At 58.6% G+C, this 18,011-nt stretch carries 18 protein-coding genes; all 18 read right to left on the minus strand.

Going from position 1 to position 18,011, the window contains the following annotated elements; all coding sequences use genetic code 11:
- Positions 1-6: 6 nt before the first annotated feature.
- Positions 7-480: a tripartite tricarboxylate transporter TctB family protein gene (locus HU749_RS00780; protein WP_186649484.1), complete on the minus strand. Its 474-nt coding sequence runs from the start codon at positions 478-480 to the stop codon at positions 7-9.
- Positions 481-556: 76 nt separating this feature from the next.
- Complete coding sequence (locus HU749_RS00785; RefSeq protein ID WP_186649487.1) at positions 557-1,528, minus strand: tripartite tricarboxylate transporter substrate binding protein; 972 nt, start codon at positions 1,526-1,528, stop codon at positions 557-559.
- Positions 1,529-2,046: 518 nt separating this feature from the next.
- Positions 2,047-3,879, minus strand: coding sequence for a glutamine--fructose-6-phosphate transaminase (isomerizing) (gene glmS / locus HU749_RS00790; RefSeq protein ID WP_186649489.1), 1,833 nt, complete (start codon positions 3,877-3,879; stop codon positions 2,047-2,049).
- Position 3,880: 1 nt separating this feature from the next.
- Positions 3,881-4,657, minus strand: coding sequence for a DeoR/GlpR family DNA-binding transcription regulator (locus tag HU749_RS00795; protein ID WP_186649490.1), 777 nt, complete (start codon positions 4,655-4,657; stop codon positions 3,881-3,883).
- 210 nt (positions 4,658-4,867) lie between these two features.
- Positions 4,868-6,235, minus strand: a complete 1,368-nt coding sequence (glmU, locus tag HU749_RS00800; RefSeq protein ID WP_041476218.1) for a bifunctional UDP-N-acetylglucosamine diphosphorylase/glucosamine-1-phosphate N-acetyltransferase GlmU — start codon at positions 6,233-6,235, stop codon at positions 4,868-4,870.
- Between the two features lie 115 nt (positions 6,236-6,350).
- Positions 6,351-6,776, minus strand: a complete 426-nt coding sequence (locus HU749_RS00805; RefSeq protein WP_003207087.1) for a F0F1 ATP synthase subunit epsilon — start codon at positions 6,774-6,776, stop codon at positions 6,351-6,353.
- 45 nt (positions 6,777-6,821) lie between these two features.
- Positions 6,822-8,198, minus strand: coding sequence for a F0F1 ATP synthase subunit beta (gene atpD, locus HU749_RS00810; RefSeq protein WP_014340987.1), 1,377 nt, complete (start codon positions 8,196-8,198; stop codon positions 6,822-6,824).
- A gap of 27 nt (positions 8,199-8,225) precedes the next feature.
- Positions 8,226-9,086 (minus strand): F0F1 ATP synthase subunit gamma, encoded by an 861-nt coding sequence (gene atpG, locus HU749_RS00815; RefSeq protein WP_014340988.1) that lies wholly within the window; start codon positions 9,084-9,086, stop codon positions 8,226-8,228.
- Positions 9,087-9,136: 50 nt separating this feature from the next.
- Positions 9,137-10,681, minus strand: a complete 1,545-nt coding sequence (gene atpA / locus HU749_RS00820; RefSeq protein WP_003207093.1) for a F0F1 ATP synthase subunit alpha — start codon at positions 10,679-10,681, stop codon at positions 9,137-9,139.
- 21 nt (positions 10,682-10,702) lie between these two features.
- Entirely contained in the window at positions 10,703-11,239 is a 537-nt protein-coding gene (locus tag HU749_RS00825) for a F0F1 ATP synthase subunit delta (RefSeq protein WP_003207094.1), read from the minus strand.
- A 12-nt stretch (positions 11,240-11,251) separates the two neighbouring features.
- Positions 11,252-11,722, minus strand: coding sequence for a F0F1 ATP synthase subunit B (locus HU749_RS00830; RefSeq protein ID WP_003187193.1), 471 nt, complete (start codon positions 11,720-11,722; stop codon positions 11,252-11,254).
- A gap of 58 nt (positions 11,723-11,780) precedes the next feature.
- The gene (gene atpE, locus HU749_RS00835; RefSeq protein WP_003097235.1) at positions 11,781-12,038 is read right to left on the minus strand and encodes a F0F1 ATP synthase subunit C; all 258 of its coding nucleotides are present in this window, start codon (positions 12,036-12,038) and stop codon (positions 11,781-11,783) included.
- Between the two features lie 131 nt (positions 12,039-12,169).
- A complete protein-coding gene (atpB, locus tag HU749_RS00840; RefSeq protein WP_014340989.1) occupies positions 12,170-13,039 on the minus strand; it encodes a F0F1 ATP synthase subunit A in 870 nt (289 codons plus the stop codon).
- A 16-nt stretch (positions 13,040-13,055) separates the two neighbouring features.
- Positions 13,056-13,463, minus strand: a complete 408-nt coding sequence (locus HU749_RS00845; RefSeq protein WP_014340990.1) for a F0F1 ATP synthase subunit I — start codon at positions 13,461-13,463, stop codon at positions 13,056-13,058.
- Between the two features lie 148 nt (positions 13,464-13,611).
- Entirely contained in the window at positions 13,612-14,484 is an 873-nt protein-coding gene (locus tag HU749_RS00850) for a ParB/RepB/Spo0J family partition protein (protein ID WP_003207098.1), read from the minus strand.
- A 9-nt stretch (positions 14,485-14,493) separates the two neighbouring features.
- Complete coding sequence (locus HU749_RS00855; protein ID WP_003207100.1) at positions 14,494-15,291, minus strand: ParA family protein; 798 nt, start codon at positions 15,289-15,291, stop codon at positions 14,494-14,496.
- A gap of 18 nt (positions 15,292-15,309) precedes the next feature.
- Entirely contained in the window at positions 15,310-15,945 is a 636-nt protein-coding gene (gene rsmG, locus HU749_RS00860) for a 16S rRNA (guanine(527)-N(7))-methyltransferase RsmG (RefSeq protein ID WP_186649593.1), read from the minus strand.
- 5 nt (positions 15,946-15,950) lie between these two features.
- Positions 15,951-17,849: a tRNA uridine-5-carboxymethylaminomethyl(34) synthesis enzyme MnmG gene (gene mnmG, locus HU749_RS00865; RefSeq protein ID WP_014340993.1), complete on the minus strand. Its 1,899-nt coding sequence runs from the start codon at positions 17,847-17,849 to the stop codon at positions 15,951-15,953.
- Positions 17,850-18,011: the final 162 nt, after the last annotated feature.

Here is an 18,011-nt window from a genome sequence, read left to right on the forward strand (position 1 = left end):
CGTCCCCTAGAAATCCAATAAACCGACAGGCAGGAGCAAGTCGAAGCCATGGCGAAAAATGAAGAAAATCAGCACCGCGGAAACGACCGCTATCAGCGCGTATTGGAGGTGCTTGACCTTTTGTTCCGCAGGGGTCAGCACGATGAACTGGGCATAGAGATAAAGCACCGTCATGATCACGAAACCCACGGTCTCCAGCAACGCTGTAAAAAGCAGCACCAAAGCCAGGGATTTGAAGACCGTTGGATAGTCGATCGACTCAGGTTTTTCGGTGGGCTCGGCACTTTTGTCCGGCAGCTTTCGCCACGCCCACAATTGCAACGCGCCCAACAGGCACAACGCGACAGCGAGCACCCACGGCACGAACGCGGCATCGACCGTCCCGCGACGCGGCAGGTTCATGGTCAATATCAGATAAGCGATGCCGGCGCCGAGCATGGCCAGGCCGGCGATCAGCTCGTTTCTTTTATAGGAATCCATACAGGCTCCTCTTGCTGAAAAAGACTGGCGATCGGGTGCTTGCCAACGCGGCGCACACCCGTGCCGTTACGTAAAATTACTTGGCTTTACGCATCTCGTCCTTGAACTGCATGAAGCTGTCGCGGGTTTTGTTCAAGGTGGCAACAGCTTCTTCGGTGCCCTGGAAGCTGACCGGCTGCTTGAAGGATTTTTTCAGCTCTTCGGCGTATTCCGGCTCTTCGGTGATTTTCTTCATGGTGTCGGCCATTTTCTTGACGATGGCCGGGTCTGTGCCTTTCGGGAAGGCGACGACATAAGGCTTGTCCAGGATCAAATCCACGCCTTGTTCCTTGAAGGTCTTGACGTCACCCAGCAACGCGTTGCGCTCAGAGTTGGGTTGGCCCAGAGCGGTCATCTTGCCACTGGAAATGTAGTCTTGAACCGAGCCATAGCTGATGGCGCCGAGGTCGATACGCTTGCCCAGCAAGGCGACGATTTTTTCAGACACCGTGCCGCTGTCGACCATTTTCAGTTTCACGCCGGCCAACTTCTCGAACATCAAGCCTTGCAGGTGGGAGAAGTTGCCCATCTCGGTGCCGTAGGTGATGGTGCCGGGCTTGGCCTTGGCTTTTTCAACCAGTTGGTCAAGGCTATCGATGCCCGAGCTTTTCGCCGAGACGAACACCGCGCCTTTGTCGACGCCGGCAATGCAGGAGATATCGAACGCATCAAAGCGGTCCTCTGACAGCCCTGCGACCTCGTTGACGATCAACTGGCCGGTGTGGGTGAACAGGATGGTATTGCCATCCGGTGCCGCGCTTTTCACCGCATCGGCGGCGATCGTCCCGCCCCCGCCGGCCATGTTGGTGACCACCATGGATTTGCCGGTGAGCTTGGTGAAGTACTTGGCCATCATTCGGGCATTGAAGTCGGTGTCACCGCCGGCGTTGGCAATAACCACCACCTGCACCGGCCGGCTTGGCCAGTCGCTGGCGTCGGCAGCCATTGCCGTACCAGCTGTCAGGCTCAGAAAAGAGGCGATCAAAGAGGCGCAGAGTGTTTTCTTCATTATTGTTCTCCAGGTACTGCCTATCATTGTGGGATTGAAGTTGAGCAAGAAACGAACACGCCCAGCGCTAACGCCTGGCGGGACAGGCGCGGATGCTTGAACGTTGGGATCGGGGAATTCGATTGCACTGGCGAGCCCGCACGGGGCTTTTCGGGAAGTAAAGAAGATAGCTGGCGCACCGCGATAAGGCGCGGGGCCGATGGACTGCAAACTCGCTGGGCGGCAAATGTAGAAGACATGACTGCGCCTTTCGTTTTTATTATTTTCTATGTCATACGTTGTCGTATGACTTGATATCATCACCTATGCCTCAGGTTGTCAACGCAGTTGTTCAGTGGCTCGCCATGAATACGACGAACAGGGCCGGCGACCAAGACGCTCTTGAACCTCTGGTCCTGGCCTAAACCGGCATAGAGGTTTTATTTATTCCATAAAAAACCCCCTGAATTCAGGGGGTTAGTTTTATGAGCGTTTTGAGTCCGAGCCGGCAGGCTGGATCCGTGACCCGGGCGACATCCTTACTCAACCGTTACCGATTTCGCCAGGTTACGCGGCTGGTCCACATCAGTCCCCTTGAGCACGGCGACGTAGTACGACAACAACTGCAACGGGATGGTGTAGAGGATCGGCGACAGGATGTCGTGGATGTGCGGCATGTGTACCACGTGGGTGCCTTCGCCATTGGTCATGCCGGCCTTCTCGTCAGCAAAGACAATCAACTGGCCGCCACGGGCGCGCACTTCCTGCAGGTTGGACTTGAGCTTTTCCAGCAGCTCGTTGTTCGGCGCGACGGTGACCACCGGCATGTCGTTATCCACAAGCGCCAGCGGGCCGTGCTTGAGCTCGCCGGCCGGGTAGGCCTCGGCGTGGATGTAGGAGATTTCCTTGAGCTTCAATGCCCCTTCCATCGCCACCGGGAATTGCGCGCCACGGCCCAGGAACAGAGTGTGGTTCTTCTCGGCGAACAGCTCGGCGATTTTTTCCACAGTACCGTCCATGGCCAGGGCTTCGCCCAGGCGAGCCGGCAGGCGGCGCAGCTCTTCGACCAATGTTGCCTCGACCCCTTTGCCCAGGGTACCGCGCACCTGACCCAGGGACAGCGTCAGCAACAGCAGGCCCACCAGTTGCGTGGTGAACGCCTTGGTCGACGCCACACCGATTTCGCGGCCGGCCTGGGTCAGCAGGGTCAGGTCGGATTCGCGCACCAGCGAGCTGATGCCGACGTTGCAGATCGCCAGGCTGGCGAGGTAGCCCAGCTCCTTGGCATTGCGCAGAGCGGCCAGGGTGTCGGCAGTCTCACCAGATTGGGAAATGGTGACGAACAGCGTGTCAGGCTGCACCACCACTTTGCGATAGCGGAACTCGCTGGCGACTTCGACCTGGCACGGAATACCGGCCAGCTCTTCCAGCCAGTAACGGGCAACCATGCCGGCGTGATAACTGGTGCCGCAGGCCACGATCTGCACGTTGCGGACCTTGGCGAACAACTCGGCCGCCTGTGGACCAAACGCTTGGACCAGCACCTGGTTCTGGCTCATGCGGCCTTCCAGGGTGCGTTGCACCACGGCCGGTTGTTCATGGATTTCCTTGAGCATGAAGTGGCGGAACTCGCCCTTGTCGGCGGCGTCGGCACCGTCGCGGTACTGGACGGTCTCACGCTCTACGCTTTTGCCATCGAGGTCCCAGATCTGCACGTTGTCGCGGCGAATTTCGGCGATATCGCCTTCTTCCAGGTACATGAAGCGGTCGGTGACCTGACGCAGCGCCAACTGATCGGAGGCCAGGAAGTTTTCCCCCAGGCCCAGACCGATCACCAACGGGCTACCGCTGCGCGCTGCCACCAGACGATCCGGTTGTTTCGCACTGATGACCGCCAGCCCATAGGCCCCGTGCAGTTCCTTGACGGTGGCCTTGAGGGCGACGGTCAGGTCCACCAGGTCCTTGAGCTTGTGATTGAGCAGATGGGCGATGACTTCAGTGTCCGTGTCCGAGGTGAACACATAGCCGAGCGCCTTGAGCTGTTCGCGCAAGGCTTCATAGTTCTCGATGATGCCGTTGTGCACTACCGCCAGATCGTCGGAGAAATGGGGATGGGCGTTGCGCTCGCAAGGTGCGCCATGAGTGGCCCAACGCGTGTGGGCAATGCCCAGGCGACCAATCAGCGGTTCAGCGTCCAGGGCGCGTTCCAATTCGCTGACCTTGCCCGGACGACGCATCCGCTCAAGCTTTTCGTCGTTGGTCAATACCGCCACACCGGCGCTGTCGTAGCCGCGGTATTCCAGGCGCTTGAGGCCTTCGAGCAAGATTGCTGTGATGTTGCGTTCAGCAACGGCGCCTACAATTCCACACATGCTATTTCTCCTGGCTGACAGGCGCGCAGATCACGGTGATGCCGCGGGCCTGAATCTGATCGCGGGCCTCTACGGGCAGGCGATCATCGGTAATGAGGGTATGGACGCTGCTCCACGGCAGCTCCAGGTTGGGGATCTTGCGGCCGATCTTGTCGGCCTCCACCATCACGATCACTTCCCGGGCAACCTCAGCCATCACACGGCTCAAGCCCAGCAGTTCGTTGAAGGTGGTGGTACCTCGAACCAGATCGATGCCGTCGGCGCCGATGAACAACTGGTCGAAGTCATAGGAACGCAGGACCTGCTCGGCCACCTGGCCCTGGAACGACTCGGAGTGAGGATCCCAGGTGCCGCCGGTCATCAACAGCACCGGCTCGTGCTCCAGTTCGCTCAAGGCATTGGCAACGTGCAGGGAATTGGTCATCACCACCAGGCCCGGCTGTTGGCCGAGTTGCGGAATCATGGCCGCCGTGGTGCTGCCGCTGTCGATGATGATGCGCGCGTGCTCGCGGATCCGCTTCACAGCGGCCCGGGCAATGGCCAGTTTGTACTTGGAGACGCTTTGCCCGTTATCGGCCACCAACTCCTGCGGCATCGTGACCGCGCCACCGTAGCGACGCAGCAGCAGGCCATTGGTTTCCAGGGCGGCGAGGTCCTTGCGAATCGTAACTTCCGAGGTTTCGAAGCGCTTGGCCAACTCATCCACGCTGACCTCACCCTGCTCCTGGAGCAAGGCAAGGATGTTGTGACGGCGTTGTGGCGTGTTGCGTTTCGACATGGCGGTATAAGTTTCGATTCGAAAGATAACGTAAGCAATCAAAACCTATTGAAGCGATATCGTCAAGGCAGGAGAAGAAAAATTCAGAAACTCCCTAAATTACTGTGGGAGCGAGCTTGCTCGCGAAAGGGCCAGGTCAGGCAATGCTGCTTTACCTGATTACACCGCTATCGCGAGCAAGCTCGCTCCCACAGGGGGTTGTGGATAACTTTAGGGCTTCTTGATTTTCTCCGGTCGCTTCCAGCCGTCGATGTTGCGTTGGCGGGCACGTCCGACTGCCAATTGGCCTTTATCCACATTCTGGGTAAGGGTCGAACCGGCTGCCGTGGTCGCACCGCTGGAGATATCCACAGGTGCTACCAAGGAGTTGTTCGAGCCGATAAACACATCTTCACCCAACACGGTTTTCCACTTGTTGGCGCCATCGTAGTTGCAGGTGATGGTCCCAGCGCCGATGTTGGTGCGGGCGCCGACTTCAGCGTCACCGAGGTAGGTCAGGTGCCCGGCCTTGGCACCTTCACCCAGGTGAGCATTCTTCAGTTCGACGAAGTTACCCACATGGGCACGGGCTTCCAGCACCGATCCTGGACGCAGGCGGGCAAACGGGCCGGCGTCGCTGCCCTCCCCCATGATCGCACCGTCGAGATGGCTGTTGGCTTTGATCACCACGCCTTTGCGCAGGGTGCTGTCCTTGATCACGCAGTTCGGGCCGATGACCACGTCGTCTTCGATGACGACCTTGCCTTCGAGGATGACGTTGATGTCGATGACCACATCGCGGCCCACGCTGACTTCACCGCGCACGTCGAAACGGGCCGGGTCGCGCAGGGTCACGCCTTGGGCCATCAGGCGGCGGGCGGCGCGCAATTGATAGTGGCGCTCCAGCTCGGCCAGTTGCCGGCGATCATTGGCGCCCTGCACTTCCATGGCGTCCAGCGGCTGCTCGGTGGCGACCACCAGCCCGTCGCTGACCGCCATGGCAATCACGTCGGTCAGGTAGTACTCGCCCTGGGCGTTGTTGTTCGACAGACGACTCATCCAGTCACCCAGGCGCTCGGCCGGCACGGCCAGAATCCCGGTGTTGCCTTCAGTGATCGCGCGCTGGGCTTCGTTGGCGTCCTTCTGCTCGACAATGGCGGTCACTTGGCCATCGACGTTACGCACGATGCGGCCATAACCGGTGGGGTCATCCAGCTCGACGGTCAACAGGCCCAACTGTTGTGGCGCAACATGCTTGAGCAGGCGCTGCAAGGTGTCGACTTCGATCAGCGGCACATCGCCGTAGAGAATCAGCACCGTATCGGCCGTGATGAACGGCACGGCCTGGGCCACCGCATGGCCAGTGCCCAGTTGTTTGTCCTGCAGGACGAAATTCAGGTCATCGGCGGCCAGGCGTTCGCGCACCGCATCGGCACCGTGGCCGATCACCACGTGAATGCGCTGTGGATCAAGTTGCCGGGCGCTGTGGATAACATGGCCGAGCATGGAATTGCCGGCTACCGGGTGCAAGACCTTGGGCAGCGCCGAACGCATGCGGGTGCCTTGACCGGCCGCGAGGATAACGATTTCGAGAGACATGACTGGCTACCAATCCTGGGTGGTCAGCGGCTGCGACCAGATGATGAGTATCGGGAAAAGAAAAAAGGGTAGCCGAGGCTACCCTTTTTAATCAATCGCACAGAAAGCAGACGGCTTAGCCGCCGAACTTCTTGCGGATCTGCTGGACGGTGCGCAGCTGGGCTGCGGCCTCGGCCAGACGTGCAGCAGCAGAACCGTAATCGAACTCCGCGCCACGCTCGTGCAGGGCCTTCTCGGCAGCCTTGACGGCTTCCTGAGCGGAGGCTTCGTCCAGGTCGGCAGCACGTTGCACAGTGTCGGCAAGGACCTTGACCATGTTCGGCTGAACCTCGAGGAAACCACCGGAGATGTAATACACCTCGGCTTCCCCGCCCTGCTTGATCAAGCGGATCGGACCCGGTTTCAGATTAGTGATCAGCGGTGCGTGACCCAGAGCGATACCAAGATCACCCAGCTCACCATGCGCAATCACCATCTCAACCAGGCCGGAGAAGATTTCCCCTTCCGCACTGACGATATCGCAATGGACTGTCATAGCCATCTGATTGCCTCAACCTAAATTAGCGCCCGTTGCCGGGCGCCGGGATTACAGTTTCTTGGCTTTCTCGATCGCTTCTTCGATGCCGCCGACCATGTAGAACGCTTGTTCTGGCAGGTGGTCGTAGTCACCGTTGAGGATGCCTTTGAAGCCAGCAATGGTGTCTTTCAGGGAAACGTATTTACCCGAGGCACCGGTGAAGACTTCAGCCACGAAGAACGGCTGCGACAAGAAGCGCTGGATCTTACGAGCGCGGGATACCAACTGCTTGTCGGCTTCCGACAGCTCGTCCATACCCAGGATCGCAATGATGTCCTTCAGCTCTTTGTAGCGCTGCAGCACGTACTGGACGCCGCGAGCGGTGTCGTAGTGCTCCTGGCCGATCACGTTCGGGTCCAGCTGGCGCGAAGTCGAGTCCAGTGGGTCAACCGCTGGGTAGATACCCAGGGAAGCGATGTCACGGGACAGAACGACGGTGGCGTCCAAGTGGGCGAAGGTGGTCGCTGGCGACGGGTCGGTCAAGTCATCCGCAGGTACGTATACCGCTTGGATCGAAGTGATCGAACCTTCCTTGGTCGAAGTGATACGTTCTTGCAGAACGCCCATCTCTTCAGCCAGGGTCGGCTGGTAACCTACTGCCGAAGGCATACGGCCCAGCAGTGCGGAAACTTCGGTACCGGCCAGGGTGTAACGGTAGATGTTGTCGACGAACAGCAGAACGTCGTTACCTTCGTCACGGAACTTCTCGGCCATGGTCAGGCCGGTCAGGGCTACGCGCAGACGGTTTCCCGGCGGCTCGTTCATCTGGCCGTAGACCAGTGCCACTTTGTCCAGAACGTTGGAATCCTTCATCTCGTGGTAGAAGTCGTTACCCTCACGAGTACGCTCACCCACACCGGCGAACACGGAATAACCGCTGTGCTCGATGGCGATGTTACGGATCAGTTCCATCATGTTTACGGTCTTGCCAACACCGGCACCACCGAACAGACCGACTTTACCGCCCTTGGCGAACGGGCAAACCAGGTCGATAACCTTGATGCCGGTTTCCAGCAGGTCGTTGCCGCCCGCCTGTTCAGCGAAGGATGGCGCAGGACGGTGAATGCCCCAGCGCTCTTCGGTGTCGATCGGACCCGCTTCGTCGATCGGGTTGCCCAGTACGTCCATGATCCGGCCCAGGGTCGCTTTACCGACCGGTACGGAGATGGCAGCGCCAGAGTCGACAACGTCCAGACCGCGCTTCAAGCCTTCGGTAGAACCCATCGCAATGGTACGAACGATGCCGTCGCCCAGCTGCTGCTGAACTTCCAGGGTAGTTTCCGCGCCTTGTACTTTCAGCGCGTTGTAGATGCTCGGTACGCTGTCGCGTGGAAATTCCACGTCGATAACGGCGCCGATGATTTGAACGATACGTCCGCTACTCATAGCTGGATCCTCTGAATATTTGAACCGTTAAACCGCGGCAGCGCCGCCGACGATTTCCGAGATCTCTTGGGTGATCGCAGCCTGACGCGCCTTGTTGTAGATCAGCTGCAAATCGCTGATCAAATCACCGGCGTTGTCGGTAGCGTTCTTCATCGCGATCATCCGCGCCGCTTGTTCAGCTGCGTTGTTCTCGACCACCGCCTGGTAGACCTGCGACTCCACGTAGCGGACCATCAAGCCGTCAAGCAGCTCCTTGGCATCCGGTTCGTAGAGATAGTCCCAGTGGTGCTTGAGTTCCTGTTCCGGGGTCGCCACCAGTGGGACCAATTGCTCCACGGTTGGCTGTTGCGTCATGGTGTTGATGAACTTGTTGGATACCACGGACAGGCGGTCAATCCGGCCTTCCAGGTAAGCATCCAGCATCACCTTGACGCTGCCGATCAGGTCATTGATCGACGGTTCTTCACCCAGGTGGCTGATAGCAGCGACGACGTTGCCGCCGAAGTTGCGGAAGAAAGCCGCACCCTTGCTACCAATCACGCACAGATCGATCTCGACGCCTTGTTCGCGGTTTACAGCCATGTCCTTGACCAGGGCCTTGAACAGGTTGGTGTTCAAGCCACCACACAGACCACGGTCACTGCTCACCACGACGTAACCGACGCGCTTGATAGCACGGTCGATCATGAACGGGTGGCGATATTCCGGGTTGGCGTTGGCCAGATGACCAATAACCTGGCGGATGCGCTCCGCATAAGGGCGGCTAGCAGCCATGCGCATTTGTGCCTTGCGCATTTTGCTGACCGCCACTTTTTCCATGGCGCTGGTAATTTTTTGCGTGCTTTTGATGCTCGCAATCTTACTGCGAATCTCTTTTGCGCCTGCCATGTAACACCTATCAGGTTAGCAAGCGGGAGCCTTGCGACTCCCGCTGCGGCTTACCAGGTTTGGGTGGCCTTGAACTTCTCGATACCGGCTTTCATGCCAGCGTCGATTTCGTCATTGAAGTCACCCTTCACGTTGATCTTGGCCAACAAGTCGGCGTGATCGCGGTTGAAGTAAGCAATCAGCGCTTGTTCAAAGCTGCCGACCTTGGCGATTTCAACGTCAGTCAGGAACCCACGCTCAGCGGCATACAGCGACAGCGCCATGTCAGCGATCGACATTGGTGCGTATTGCTTCTGCTTCATCAGCTCGGTAACGCGCTGACCATGCTCAAGTTGCTTACGGGTCGCTTCGTCCAGGTCAGAAGCGAACTGGGCGAATGCCGCCAGTTCACGATACTGGGCCAGGGCGGTACGGATACCACCGGACAGCTTCTTGATGATCTTGGTCTGAGCGGCACCACCCACACGGGATACCGAAACACCGGCGTTCACAGCAGGACGGATCCCGGAGTTGAACATGGCCGATTCCAGGAAGATCTGACCGTCGGTGATGGAAATCACGTTGGTCGGAACGAACGCGGAAACGTCGCCAGCCTGGGTTTCGATGATCGGCAGAGCGGTCAGGGAGCCGGTCTTGCCGGTCACTGCGCCATTGGTGAACTTCTCTACGTACTCTTCCGAAACGCGGGATGCGCGCTCCAGGAGACGGGAGTGGAGATAGAACACGTCGCCTGGGTAGGCTTCACGGCCTGGTGGACGGCGCAGCAGCAGGGAGATCTGGCGGTAAGCCACTGCCTGCTTGGACAGATCGTCATAAACGATCAGCGCGTCTTCACCGCGGTCGCGGAAGTATTCGCCCATGGTGCAACCGGAGTACGGTGCCAGGAACTGCAGCGCAGGAGATTCCGATGCGCTGGCCGCCACGATGATGGTGTTGGCCAGGGCGCCGTTTTCTTCCAGCTTGCGAACCACGTTGGCGATGGTCGACTGCTTCTGACCAATGGCTACGTAGACGCAGAAAATGCCGCTGTTCTTCTGGTTGATGATCGCGTCGATCGCCAGAGCGGTCTTACCGATCTGACGGTCGCCGATGATCAGCTCACGCTGGCCACGGCCGACAGGGATCATGGCATCGACAGCCTTGTAGCCAGTCTGTACAGGCTGGTCTACCGACTTACGCCAAATCACGCCAGGAGCAACTTTCTCGACCGCGTCGGTCTCGGTGTTGTTCAGCGGACCTTTGCCGTCAACAGGGTTGCCCAGTGCGTCGACAACGCGACCCAGCAGTTCCTTACCAACCGGAACTTCGAGGATGCGGCCGGTGCACTTGGCGCTCATGCCTTCGGCCAGCGACTGGTAGGAACCCAGTACAACGGCACCTACGGAGTCTTGCTCCAGGTTGAGGGCCATACCGTAGACGCCGCCCGGAAACTCGATCATCTCGCCGTACATGACGTCGGCCAGACCGTGAATCCGCACGATACCGTCAGATACGCTGACGACAGTGCCTTCGTTACGGGCTTGGGAGGTCACATCGAGCTTGTCGATGCGGCCCTTGATAATTTCACTTATTTCGGAAGGATTGAGTTGCTGCATTGCTCTGCTGCCCCTTCAAACTCAAGATTTCAATGCTTCGGCAAGTTTCGCGATTTTGCCGCGAATCGAGCCATCGATAACCAGGTCGCCGGCGCGGATTACAACGCCCCCTATCAGGGACTTGTCTTCCTCGACTTGCAGGCGCACTTCCCGGTTGAGTCGTGCACTGAGAACCTTGGCGAGTTTGTCTTGCTGTTCTTGGTTCAATGCGAAAGCACTGGTCACTTCCACGTCTACCGACTTCTCTTGCTCGGCCTTGTACAGGTCGAAAAGAGTGGCGATCTCCGGCAGAAGCAGGAGACGGTCGTTTTCGGCAACGACGTGAATGAAATTCTGTGCCTTGGCATCGAACTTGTCGCCGCACACGTCAATGAACGTGGCGGCCTTTTCTGCGCTCGTCAGTCGCGGGGCCTTGAGCACGCGCTGCATGGTGTCGTCTTGCGACACCGCTGCAGCCAGGCCGAGCATGGCTGACCAATTGGCCAGTTGCTGGTGGGCCTGAGCGTGCTCGAAGGCCGCCTTAGCGTAAGGTCGGGCCAACGTGGTCAGTTCTGCCATGATCGCCCTCGCTTAGATTTCAGCAGCCAGTTGGTTAACCAGCTCTGCGTGCGCGTTTTGATCGATTGTGGCACCCAGGATCTTCGAAGCACCGCCAACGGCCAGGGCACCCACTTGGGCACGCAGCGCGTCTTTGACACTGTTGAGTTCCTGTTCGATCTCGGCTTGAGCCTGAGCCTTCACACGGTCAGCTTCGACGCGAGCCTGTTCACGGGCTTCGTCGACAATCTGGGTACCGCGTTTCTTGGCTTGCTCGATGATTTCAGCTGCCTGAGCTTTCGCTTCGCGCAGTTGCTGACCCACTTTCTCATGGGCCAACTCCAGGTCGCGAGCTGCACGGCTGGCAGCGTCCAGACCATCAGCGATCTTCTTTTGACGTTCGTGCAATGCCGCAATGACCGGAGGCCATACGAACTTCATGCAGAACAGTACAAAAATCAGGAACGCAACGGACTGGCCAATCAGGGTCGCATTAATGTTCACGCCAACACCTCGCAGTTACGTTGTCCATCACACCAATCTACTCGAGACATCCGAGTAATTAGCCAGCGATTTGACCAACGAACGGGTTCGCAAAGGTGAAGAACAGCGCGATACCAACACCGATCATGGTCACGGCGTCGAGCAGACCGGCCACGATGAACATTTTGACTTGCAGCATTGGAACCATTTCTGGCTGACGCGCTGCGCCTTCCAGGAACTTGCCGCCCAACAGGCCGAAACCAATTGCGGTACCCAGTGCGCCCAGGCCGATCAACAGTGCAACAGCGATAGCGGTTAGACCAACTACAGTTTCCATCTTTCCTCCCGACTTTTACGTCGTATGGTTTAGGTTTTTTAGATTAAAGCGGTAAAACAAATCGTTTCTCAGCCCGGTTCGGGCTCCTTCCCGTTTGACCGGGAAGGACATCAGACTAGTCGAGACTGGTCTTAATGGTTTTCTTCGTGCGCCATCGACAGGTAGACGATGGTCAGCATCATGAAGATGAACGCCTGCAGGGTGATGATCAGGATGTGGAACACAGCCCACGCCCATTGCAGGACTACACCCAGGCCGCTGAGCCACAGCAGGCCGCTGCCGAACATCACAGCGATCAGGATGAACACCAGTTCGCCGGCATACATGTTGCCGAACAGACGCAGTGCCAGAGAAATCGGCTTGGCGATCAGGGTCACGAACTCCAGCAGGAAGTTCACCGGGATCAGCAGGGCTTGAACCAGGATGTTCTTGCTGCCGAACGGATGCAGGGTCAGTTCGCCGATGAAGCCGCCGATGCCCTTGACCTTGATGCTATAGAAAATGATCAGTGCGAAAACCGAGAACGCCATGCCCAGGGTCGCGTTCGGGTCGGTGGTCGACACGGCGCGGAATGGGATGTGCGCATCACCGGAGATCAGGATGGCCAGCTGAGGAATCCAGTCGACCGGTACCAGGTCGACGGCGTTCATCAGGAACACCCAGACGAAGATGGTCAGTGCCAGCGGTGCGATCACCGGGCTACGGCCATGGAAGCTGTCTTTCACGCTGCCATCGACGAATTCGACCAGTACTTCAACGAAGTTCTGCAGTGCACCAGGCTGACCGGAGGTCGCCTTCTTTGCCGCCATGCGGAAAAGAAGAACGAAGATCAGGCCCAGTGCGACCGACCAGCCGAGGGTATCGACGTGGAAAGCCCAGAAGCCCATTTCCTTGGCTTCTGCTGCGGTGTGGGCAAAGCCCCAGCCGCCGTTGGGTAGCTGACCGAAGGTCAGGTTCTGCAAGTGGTGCTGGATATAGCCCGAAGCGGTTGTCTCTGCCATGGTTGCCTCAAACGCCCTAAGGTCTCGAAAGTCTTGTTCTCATTAGCAGGGGAGCGAACCAGCTAACCAGTTGGGTCAGCACGAAGACGCTGAATACAGCCAGCGGCGCCAGTGGCTTCACACCTGCGAACGTCAATGCAAACAGCACTGCCGTCAAAATCAGTTTCCCCGCCTCGCCGGCATAAAAAGACCGGACGATAGCCTGGGCTGCTCGGGCGCCGGAAAACCGAAAGGCCCTGTGAGCAAAGTAAATATTGGGAAGCAAGGCTATCAGGCCTCCGCAAAGCCCTGAGTATCCGGCGACGACTCCTTTCCATTGCCAGAGCGCCAATGTGGCGATCAGTACGACGGTGAATTGAGCCATCAAAACCGGGAAAACTGCCAGACGATGGAACGGCAAGCGGTTTGGCGTGCGGGTTTCCATCGCTTTTGCTCTCCAATAGTCGGCCGCCATAATTCAATAACTTGGCATAATTTGTGCCGACAAAATGCGCGCAGAGTATAGGGGCGGTTCTGCCCCTATTCAACTGCCAGGTAGTGATTTCCGACTGCGCGCTACAAGAGCAATTGTTTCAGCGAATGTGTGCAAGGACACCTTGCAGCTCATCGAGGGAGTTGTAGCCAATCACCAATTGCCCCTTTCCCTTCTTTCCGTGGCGGATCTGCACCGCAGAGCCCAGGCGCTCGGCCAGGCGTTGTTCCAAGCGAGCGATATCCGGATCGGTTTTGGGTGCCTCGACAGGGGCCGGTTTTCCGCTCAGCCACTGGCGAACCAGTGCCTCGGTTTGGCGCACAGTCAGACCGCGTGCGACAACATGTCGCGCCCCTTCAACCTGTTGATTTTCCGGCAAACCGAGCAATGCCCGGGCATGACCCATTTCCAGGTCGCCGTGGGACAGCATGGTCTTGATGACTTCCGGCAACGCAATCAGGCGCAGCAGGTTGGCCACGGTCACGCGGGACTTGCCCACCGCCTCGGCAACTTGTTGCTGGGTCAGCTGGAATTCCTGCTGCAAGCGCTGCAGGGCCACGGCTTCCTCGATCGGGTTGAGGTCTTCACGCTGGATGTTTTCGATCAACGCCATGGCAATGGCCGTTTCATCCGGCACATCGCGGACCATTGCCGGGATGGTTTCCTGGCCGGCCTGCTGGCTGGCGCGCCAGCGACGTTCGCCGGCGATGATCTCGAAGCGCCCGTTGGCAATCGGCCGGACCACGATCGGCTGCATCACGCCCTGGCTCTTGATCGACTGGGCCAGTTCTTCCAGCGCCTGCGGGTCCATGTCCCGGCGTGGCTGGTATTTGCCGCGCTGGATCAGGTCCAGCGGCAGATGCTGCAACTCACGCTGATCGACCTGGACGGCCTGTTCTTCCAGCGAGCTGACAGTGGGACCGCTGAGCAGTGCATCCAGTCCACGTCCGAGACCTCGTTTCTTGACGGCCATGGGGTTTCCTTAAGTTGGCTGGGCTGCAGCGGTGCGTGGATTGCGGCGCTGACGGCGAACCATCTCGCCCGCCAGGGCCAGGTAAGCCAGCGCACCACGGGATTGTTTGTCGTAGGCCAAGGCCGGCATGCCGTAGCTCGGCGCTTCGGCCAGACGGATGTTACGCGGGATGACCGTGTCGTAGAGCTGCTCGCCGAAGTGTTCCTTGAGCTGGGCCGAAACATCGTTCATCAGGCTCAGGCGCGGGTCGTACATGGTCCGCAGCAGGCCTTCGACCTTCAGGTCCGGGTTCAACAGTTCGGCGATGCGCTTGATGTTATCCACAAGGTCGCTCAAGCCTTCCAATGCGAAGTATTCGCACTGCATGGGGATAATTACCCCATCGGCCGCCACCAGGGCGTTGAGGGTCAGCATCGACAGCGACGGCGGGCAGTCGATCAGGATGTAATCGTAGTTTTCCCGGATCGGCGCCAAGGCGCTGCGCAGACGGCTTTCCTTCATCTGCATTTCCAGCAGCACCACTTCGGCCGCCGTCAGGTCACGGTTGGCCGGCAGCAGTTGATAACCGCCGTGTTCGGAAAAGTGCATGGCCTGGCCCAGATCGCATTCGCCGATCAGGACGTCGTAGATGGAGTTTTCCAGTCCATGCTTATCCACACCGCTACCCATGGTGGCGTTGCCCTGTGGATCGAGATCGATCAACAGCACCCGGCGCTTGGTCGCGACCAGGGATGCTGCGAGGTTGATACAGGTGGTGGTCTTGCCCACACCACCCTTCTGGTTCGCTATCGCGAATACCTTAGCCATTCTTGCTTGTGTTCCCAATCATGCCGTGCGGCGCAGTATCAGCAGATGGCGTTGGCCTTGGCAACCAGGTACGGCCAAGGCGTGTTCGCTATCGAGGTGGAAGTCTGCCGGCAATGCTACCAGCTCATCGGCCGGATGAACGCCCTTCATTGCCAGCCAGCGCGTATCGGCGTCGCCCAGGTGGCGAGTCCAGTTGCTGAAGTTCTCCATGCTGCTGAACGCCCGGGAGATGATCCCGTTGAACGGCTCGGCAGGCTGGAACGCTTCGACGCGGCTGTGGATAACTTGCAGGTTATCCAGTTTGAGTTCGAGTTTGACCTGGGTCAGGAAGCGGGTTTTCTTGCCGTTGCTGTCCAGACAGGTCACTTGCGAGTCGGGAAACAGGATCGCCAGCGGGATTCCTGGCATGCCACCGCCGCTGCCTACGTCCAGCCAACGACCGTTTTCGATGAAGGACATGATACTGAGGCTGTCGAGCAAATGGCGCGAGACCATTTCATCCGGATCGCGTACGGCGGTCAGGTTGTAGGCCTTGTTCCATTTGATCAACAACGCCAGATAACCCAGCAATTGCGTGTGCTGGGCTTCAGTCAGCCTGACGCCGAGCTGACGGGCACCTGTGGATAACTCTTCAGCGTGTTGCGAGGTGACCATCGAACTCAAGCGCTTTGCTCCAACTGGCGGCCCGCGCCGCGTTTTTTCAAATGAATCATCAACAGGGAAATCGCCGCCGGCGTGACGCCTGGAATGCGCGAGGCCTGGCCCAGGGTCTCTGGACGGGTTGCACCGAGCTTGCTCTGGATTTCTTTCGACAACCCGGAAATACCGGTGTAATCGATATCCACAGGCAGCTTGGTGTCTTCACTGGCGCGCAGACGGGCGATTTCGTCCTGCTGGCGGTCGATGTAACCGGCGTATTTGGTCTTGATCTCGACCTGTTCGGCCACCTGTGGATCTTCGGCGCCCTGGCCGGTCACTTCCACCAGCCCGACGTAATCGATTTCCGGACGGCTCAAGAGGTTGAGCAGGTTGTATTCGTGGGTCAGCGGTGTGCCGAATTTCGCCGCGATGGCATCGCCCTGCTCTGTACCGGGACGAACCCAGGTGCTTTTCAGGCGTTGCTCTTCCAGCTCGATGCTCTCGCGTTTCTTGCAGAACGCGGCCCAACGCATGTCGTCCACCAATCCCAGTTCGCGACCTTTCTCGGTCAAGCGCAGGTCAGCATTGTCTTCACGCAGGATCAGGCGGTATTCGGCGCGGGACGTGAACATCCGATACGGTTCCTGGGTACCCAGGGTAATCAGGTCATCCACCAGCACACCGATGTACGCCTCATCGCGACGCGGGCACCAGGCGTCTTTGCCCTTGGCGAGCAGTGCGGCGTTGGCTCCGGCGAGCAAACCCTGGGCACCAGCTTCTTCATAGCCGGTGGTGCCGTTGATCTGCCCGGCGAAGAACAGACCGCCGATCGCTTTGGTTTCCAGGCTGTACTTCAGGTCGCGCGGGTCGAAATAGTCGTATTCGATGGCGTAGCCGGGGCGAACGATGTGCGCGTTCTCCATGCCACGGATCGATTGCACGATCTGCAATTGCACGTCGAACGGCAGACTTGTGGATATCCCGTTCGGATACAACTCATGGGTGGTCAAACCTTCCGGTTCGATGAATACCTGATGGCTTTCCTTGTCGGCAAAGCGATGAATCTTGTCTTCAATCGACGGGCAATAGCGCGGGCCGACACCTTCGATTTCACCGGCAGCGGAATACATCGGCGAACGATCGAGGTTCGCCGCGATGATTTCGTGGGTGCGAGCGTTGGTGTGGGTGATCCAGCAACTGACTTGCCGTGGATGCTGTTCCTTGTTGCCCATGAACGACATCACCGGGATCGGCGTATCGCCAGGTTGCTCGGTCATCACCGAGAAATCCACGGACTTGCCGTCGATGCGAGGTGGCGTACCGGTTTTCAGGCGCCCGACACGCAATGGCAACTCACGCAGACGGTGAGCCAGAGCAATCGACGGCGGATCACCGGCGCGACCGCCGGAAAAATTCTGCAAACCGATGTGGATAAGTCCGCCGAGGAAGGTCCCGGTGGTCAACACCACGGAATCGGCGAAGAACCGCAGACCCATTTGCGTGACGACACCGCGTACCTGGTCCTGCTCGACGATCAGGTCATCGGCCGCTTGTTGAAATATCCACAGGTTCGGCTGGTTTTCCAGGATTTCACGGACAGCGGCCTTGTACAGGACGCGGTCGGCCTGGGCGCGAGTAGCGCGCACGGCTGGGCCTTTGCGGCTGTTCAACACGCGAAACTGGATACCACCCTTATCGGTGGCCATGGCCATCGCGCCCCCAAGGGCATCGATTTCCTTGACCAGGTGGCTTTTGCCGATCCCACCGATGGCAGGGTTGCAGCTCATGGCGCCGAGGGTTTCCACGTTATGCGTCAGCAACAGGGTTTTTGCTCCCATGCGTGCTGATGCAAGTGCTGCCTCGGTACCGGCATGACCGCCGCCGATGACGATCACTTCAAAACGGGAAGGGAAATCCACCACGCACCTCGTGCCTGCTTTATTCAGGTAATTCGGAAATAGGTTTTGAGCCTGGCCTGGGCGTTTTTCGAGCCAGGTCGGCAAGTATAGGGACTTCGCCCTTTCTAAAGAACCCTTTGCACAAAATTTAACCAGCTGTGGAGAACTCGCGGTTAAAAAAAT

Source organism: Pseudomonas ogarae, assembly GCF_014268695.2.
Lineage (GTDB): Bacteria > Pseudomonadota > Gammaproteobacteria > Pseudomonadales > Pseudomonadaceae > Aquipseudomonas > Aquipseudomonas kilonensis.

What these genes read in the sequence shown, in the direction of transcription:
- HU749_RS00785 (WP_186649487.1), bottom strand. Translation starts at nt 1,528, where the DNA reads ATGAAGAAAACACTCTGCGCCTCTTTGATCGCCTCTTTTCTGAGCCTG.
- atpD (WP_014340987.1), bottom strand. Translation starts at nt 8,198, where the DNA reads ATGAGTAGCGGACGTATCGTTCAAATCATCGGCGCCGTTATCGACGTG.
- glmU (WP_041476218.1), bottom strand. Translation starts at nt 6,235, where the DNA reads ATGTCTCTCGAAATCGTTATCCTCGCGGCCGGTCAAGGCACCCGCATG.
- atpE (WP_003097235.1), bottom strand. Translation starts at nt 12,038, where the DNA reads ATGGAAACTGTAGTTGGTCTAACCGCTATCGCTGTTGCACTGTTGATC.
- HU749_RS00845 (WP_014340990.1), bottom strand. Translation starts at nt 13,463, where the DNA reads ATGGAAACCCGCACGCCAAACCGCTTGCCGTTCCATCGTCTGGCAGTT.
- rsmG (WP_186649593.1), bottom strand. Translation starts at nt 15,945, where the DNA reads ATGGTCACCTCGCAACACGCTGAAGAGTTATCCACAGGTGCCCGTCAG.
- HU749_RS00795 (WP_186649490.1), bottom strand. Translation starts at nt 4,657, where the DNA reads ATGTCGAAACGCAACACGCCACAACGCCGTCACAACATCCTTGCCTTG.
- glmS (WP_186649489.1), bottom strand. Translation starts at nt 3,879, where the DNA reads ATGTGTGGAATTGTAGGCGCCGTTGCTGAACGCAACATCACAGCAATC.
- HU749_RS00850 (WP_003207098.1), bottom strand. Translation starts at nt 14,484, where the DNA reads ATGGCCGTCAAGAAACGAGGTCTCGGACGTGGACTGGATGCACTGCTC.
- HU749_RS00780 (WP_186649484.1), bottom strand. Translation starts at nt 480, where the DNA reads ATGGATTCCTATAAAAGAAACGAGCTGATCGCCGGCCTGGCCATGCTC.
- atpA (WP_003207093.1), bottom strand. Translation starts at nt 10,681, where the DNA reads ATGCAGCAACTCAATCCTTCCGAAATAAGTGAAATTATCAAGGGCCGC.
- HU749_RS00825 (WP_003207094.1), bottom strand. Translation starts at nt 11,239, where the DNA reads ATGGCAGAACTGACCACGTTGGCCCGACCTTACGCTAAGGCGGCCTTC.
- atpB (WP_014340989.1), bottom strand. Translation starts at nt 13,039, where the DNA reads ATGGCAGAGACAACCGCTTCGGGCTATATCCAGCACCACTTGCAGAAC.
- atpG (WP_014340988.1), bottom strand. Translation starts at nt 9,086, where the DNA reads ATGGCAGGCGCAAAAGAGATTCGCAGTAAGATTGCGAGCATCAAAAGC.
- HU749_RS00805 (WP_003207087.1), bottom strand. Translation starts at nt 6,776, where the DNA reads ATGGCTATGACAGTCCATTGCGATATCGTCAGTGCGGAAGGGGAAATC.
- HU749_RS00855 (WP_003207100.1), bottom strand. Translation starts at nt 15,291, where the DNA reads ATGGCTAAGGTATTCGCGATAGCGAACCAGAAGGGTGGTGTGGGCAAG.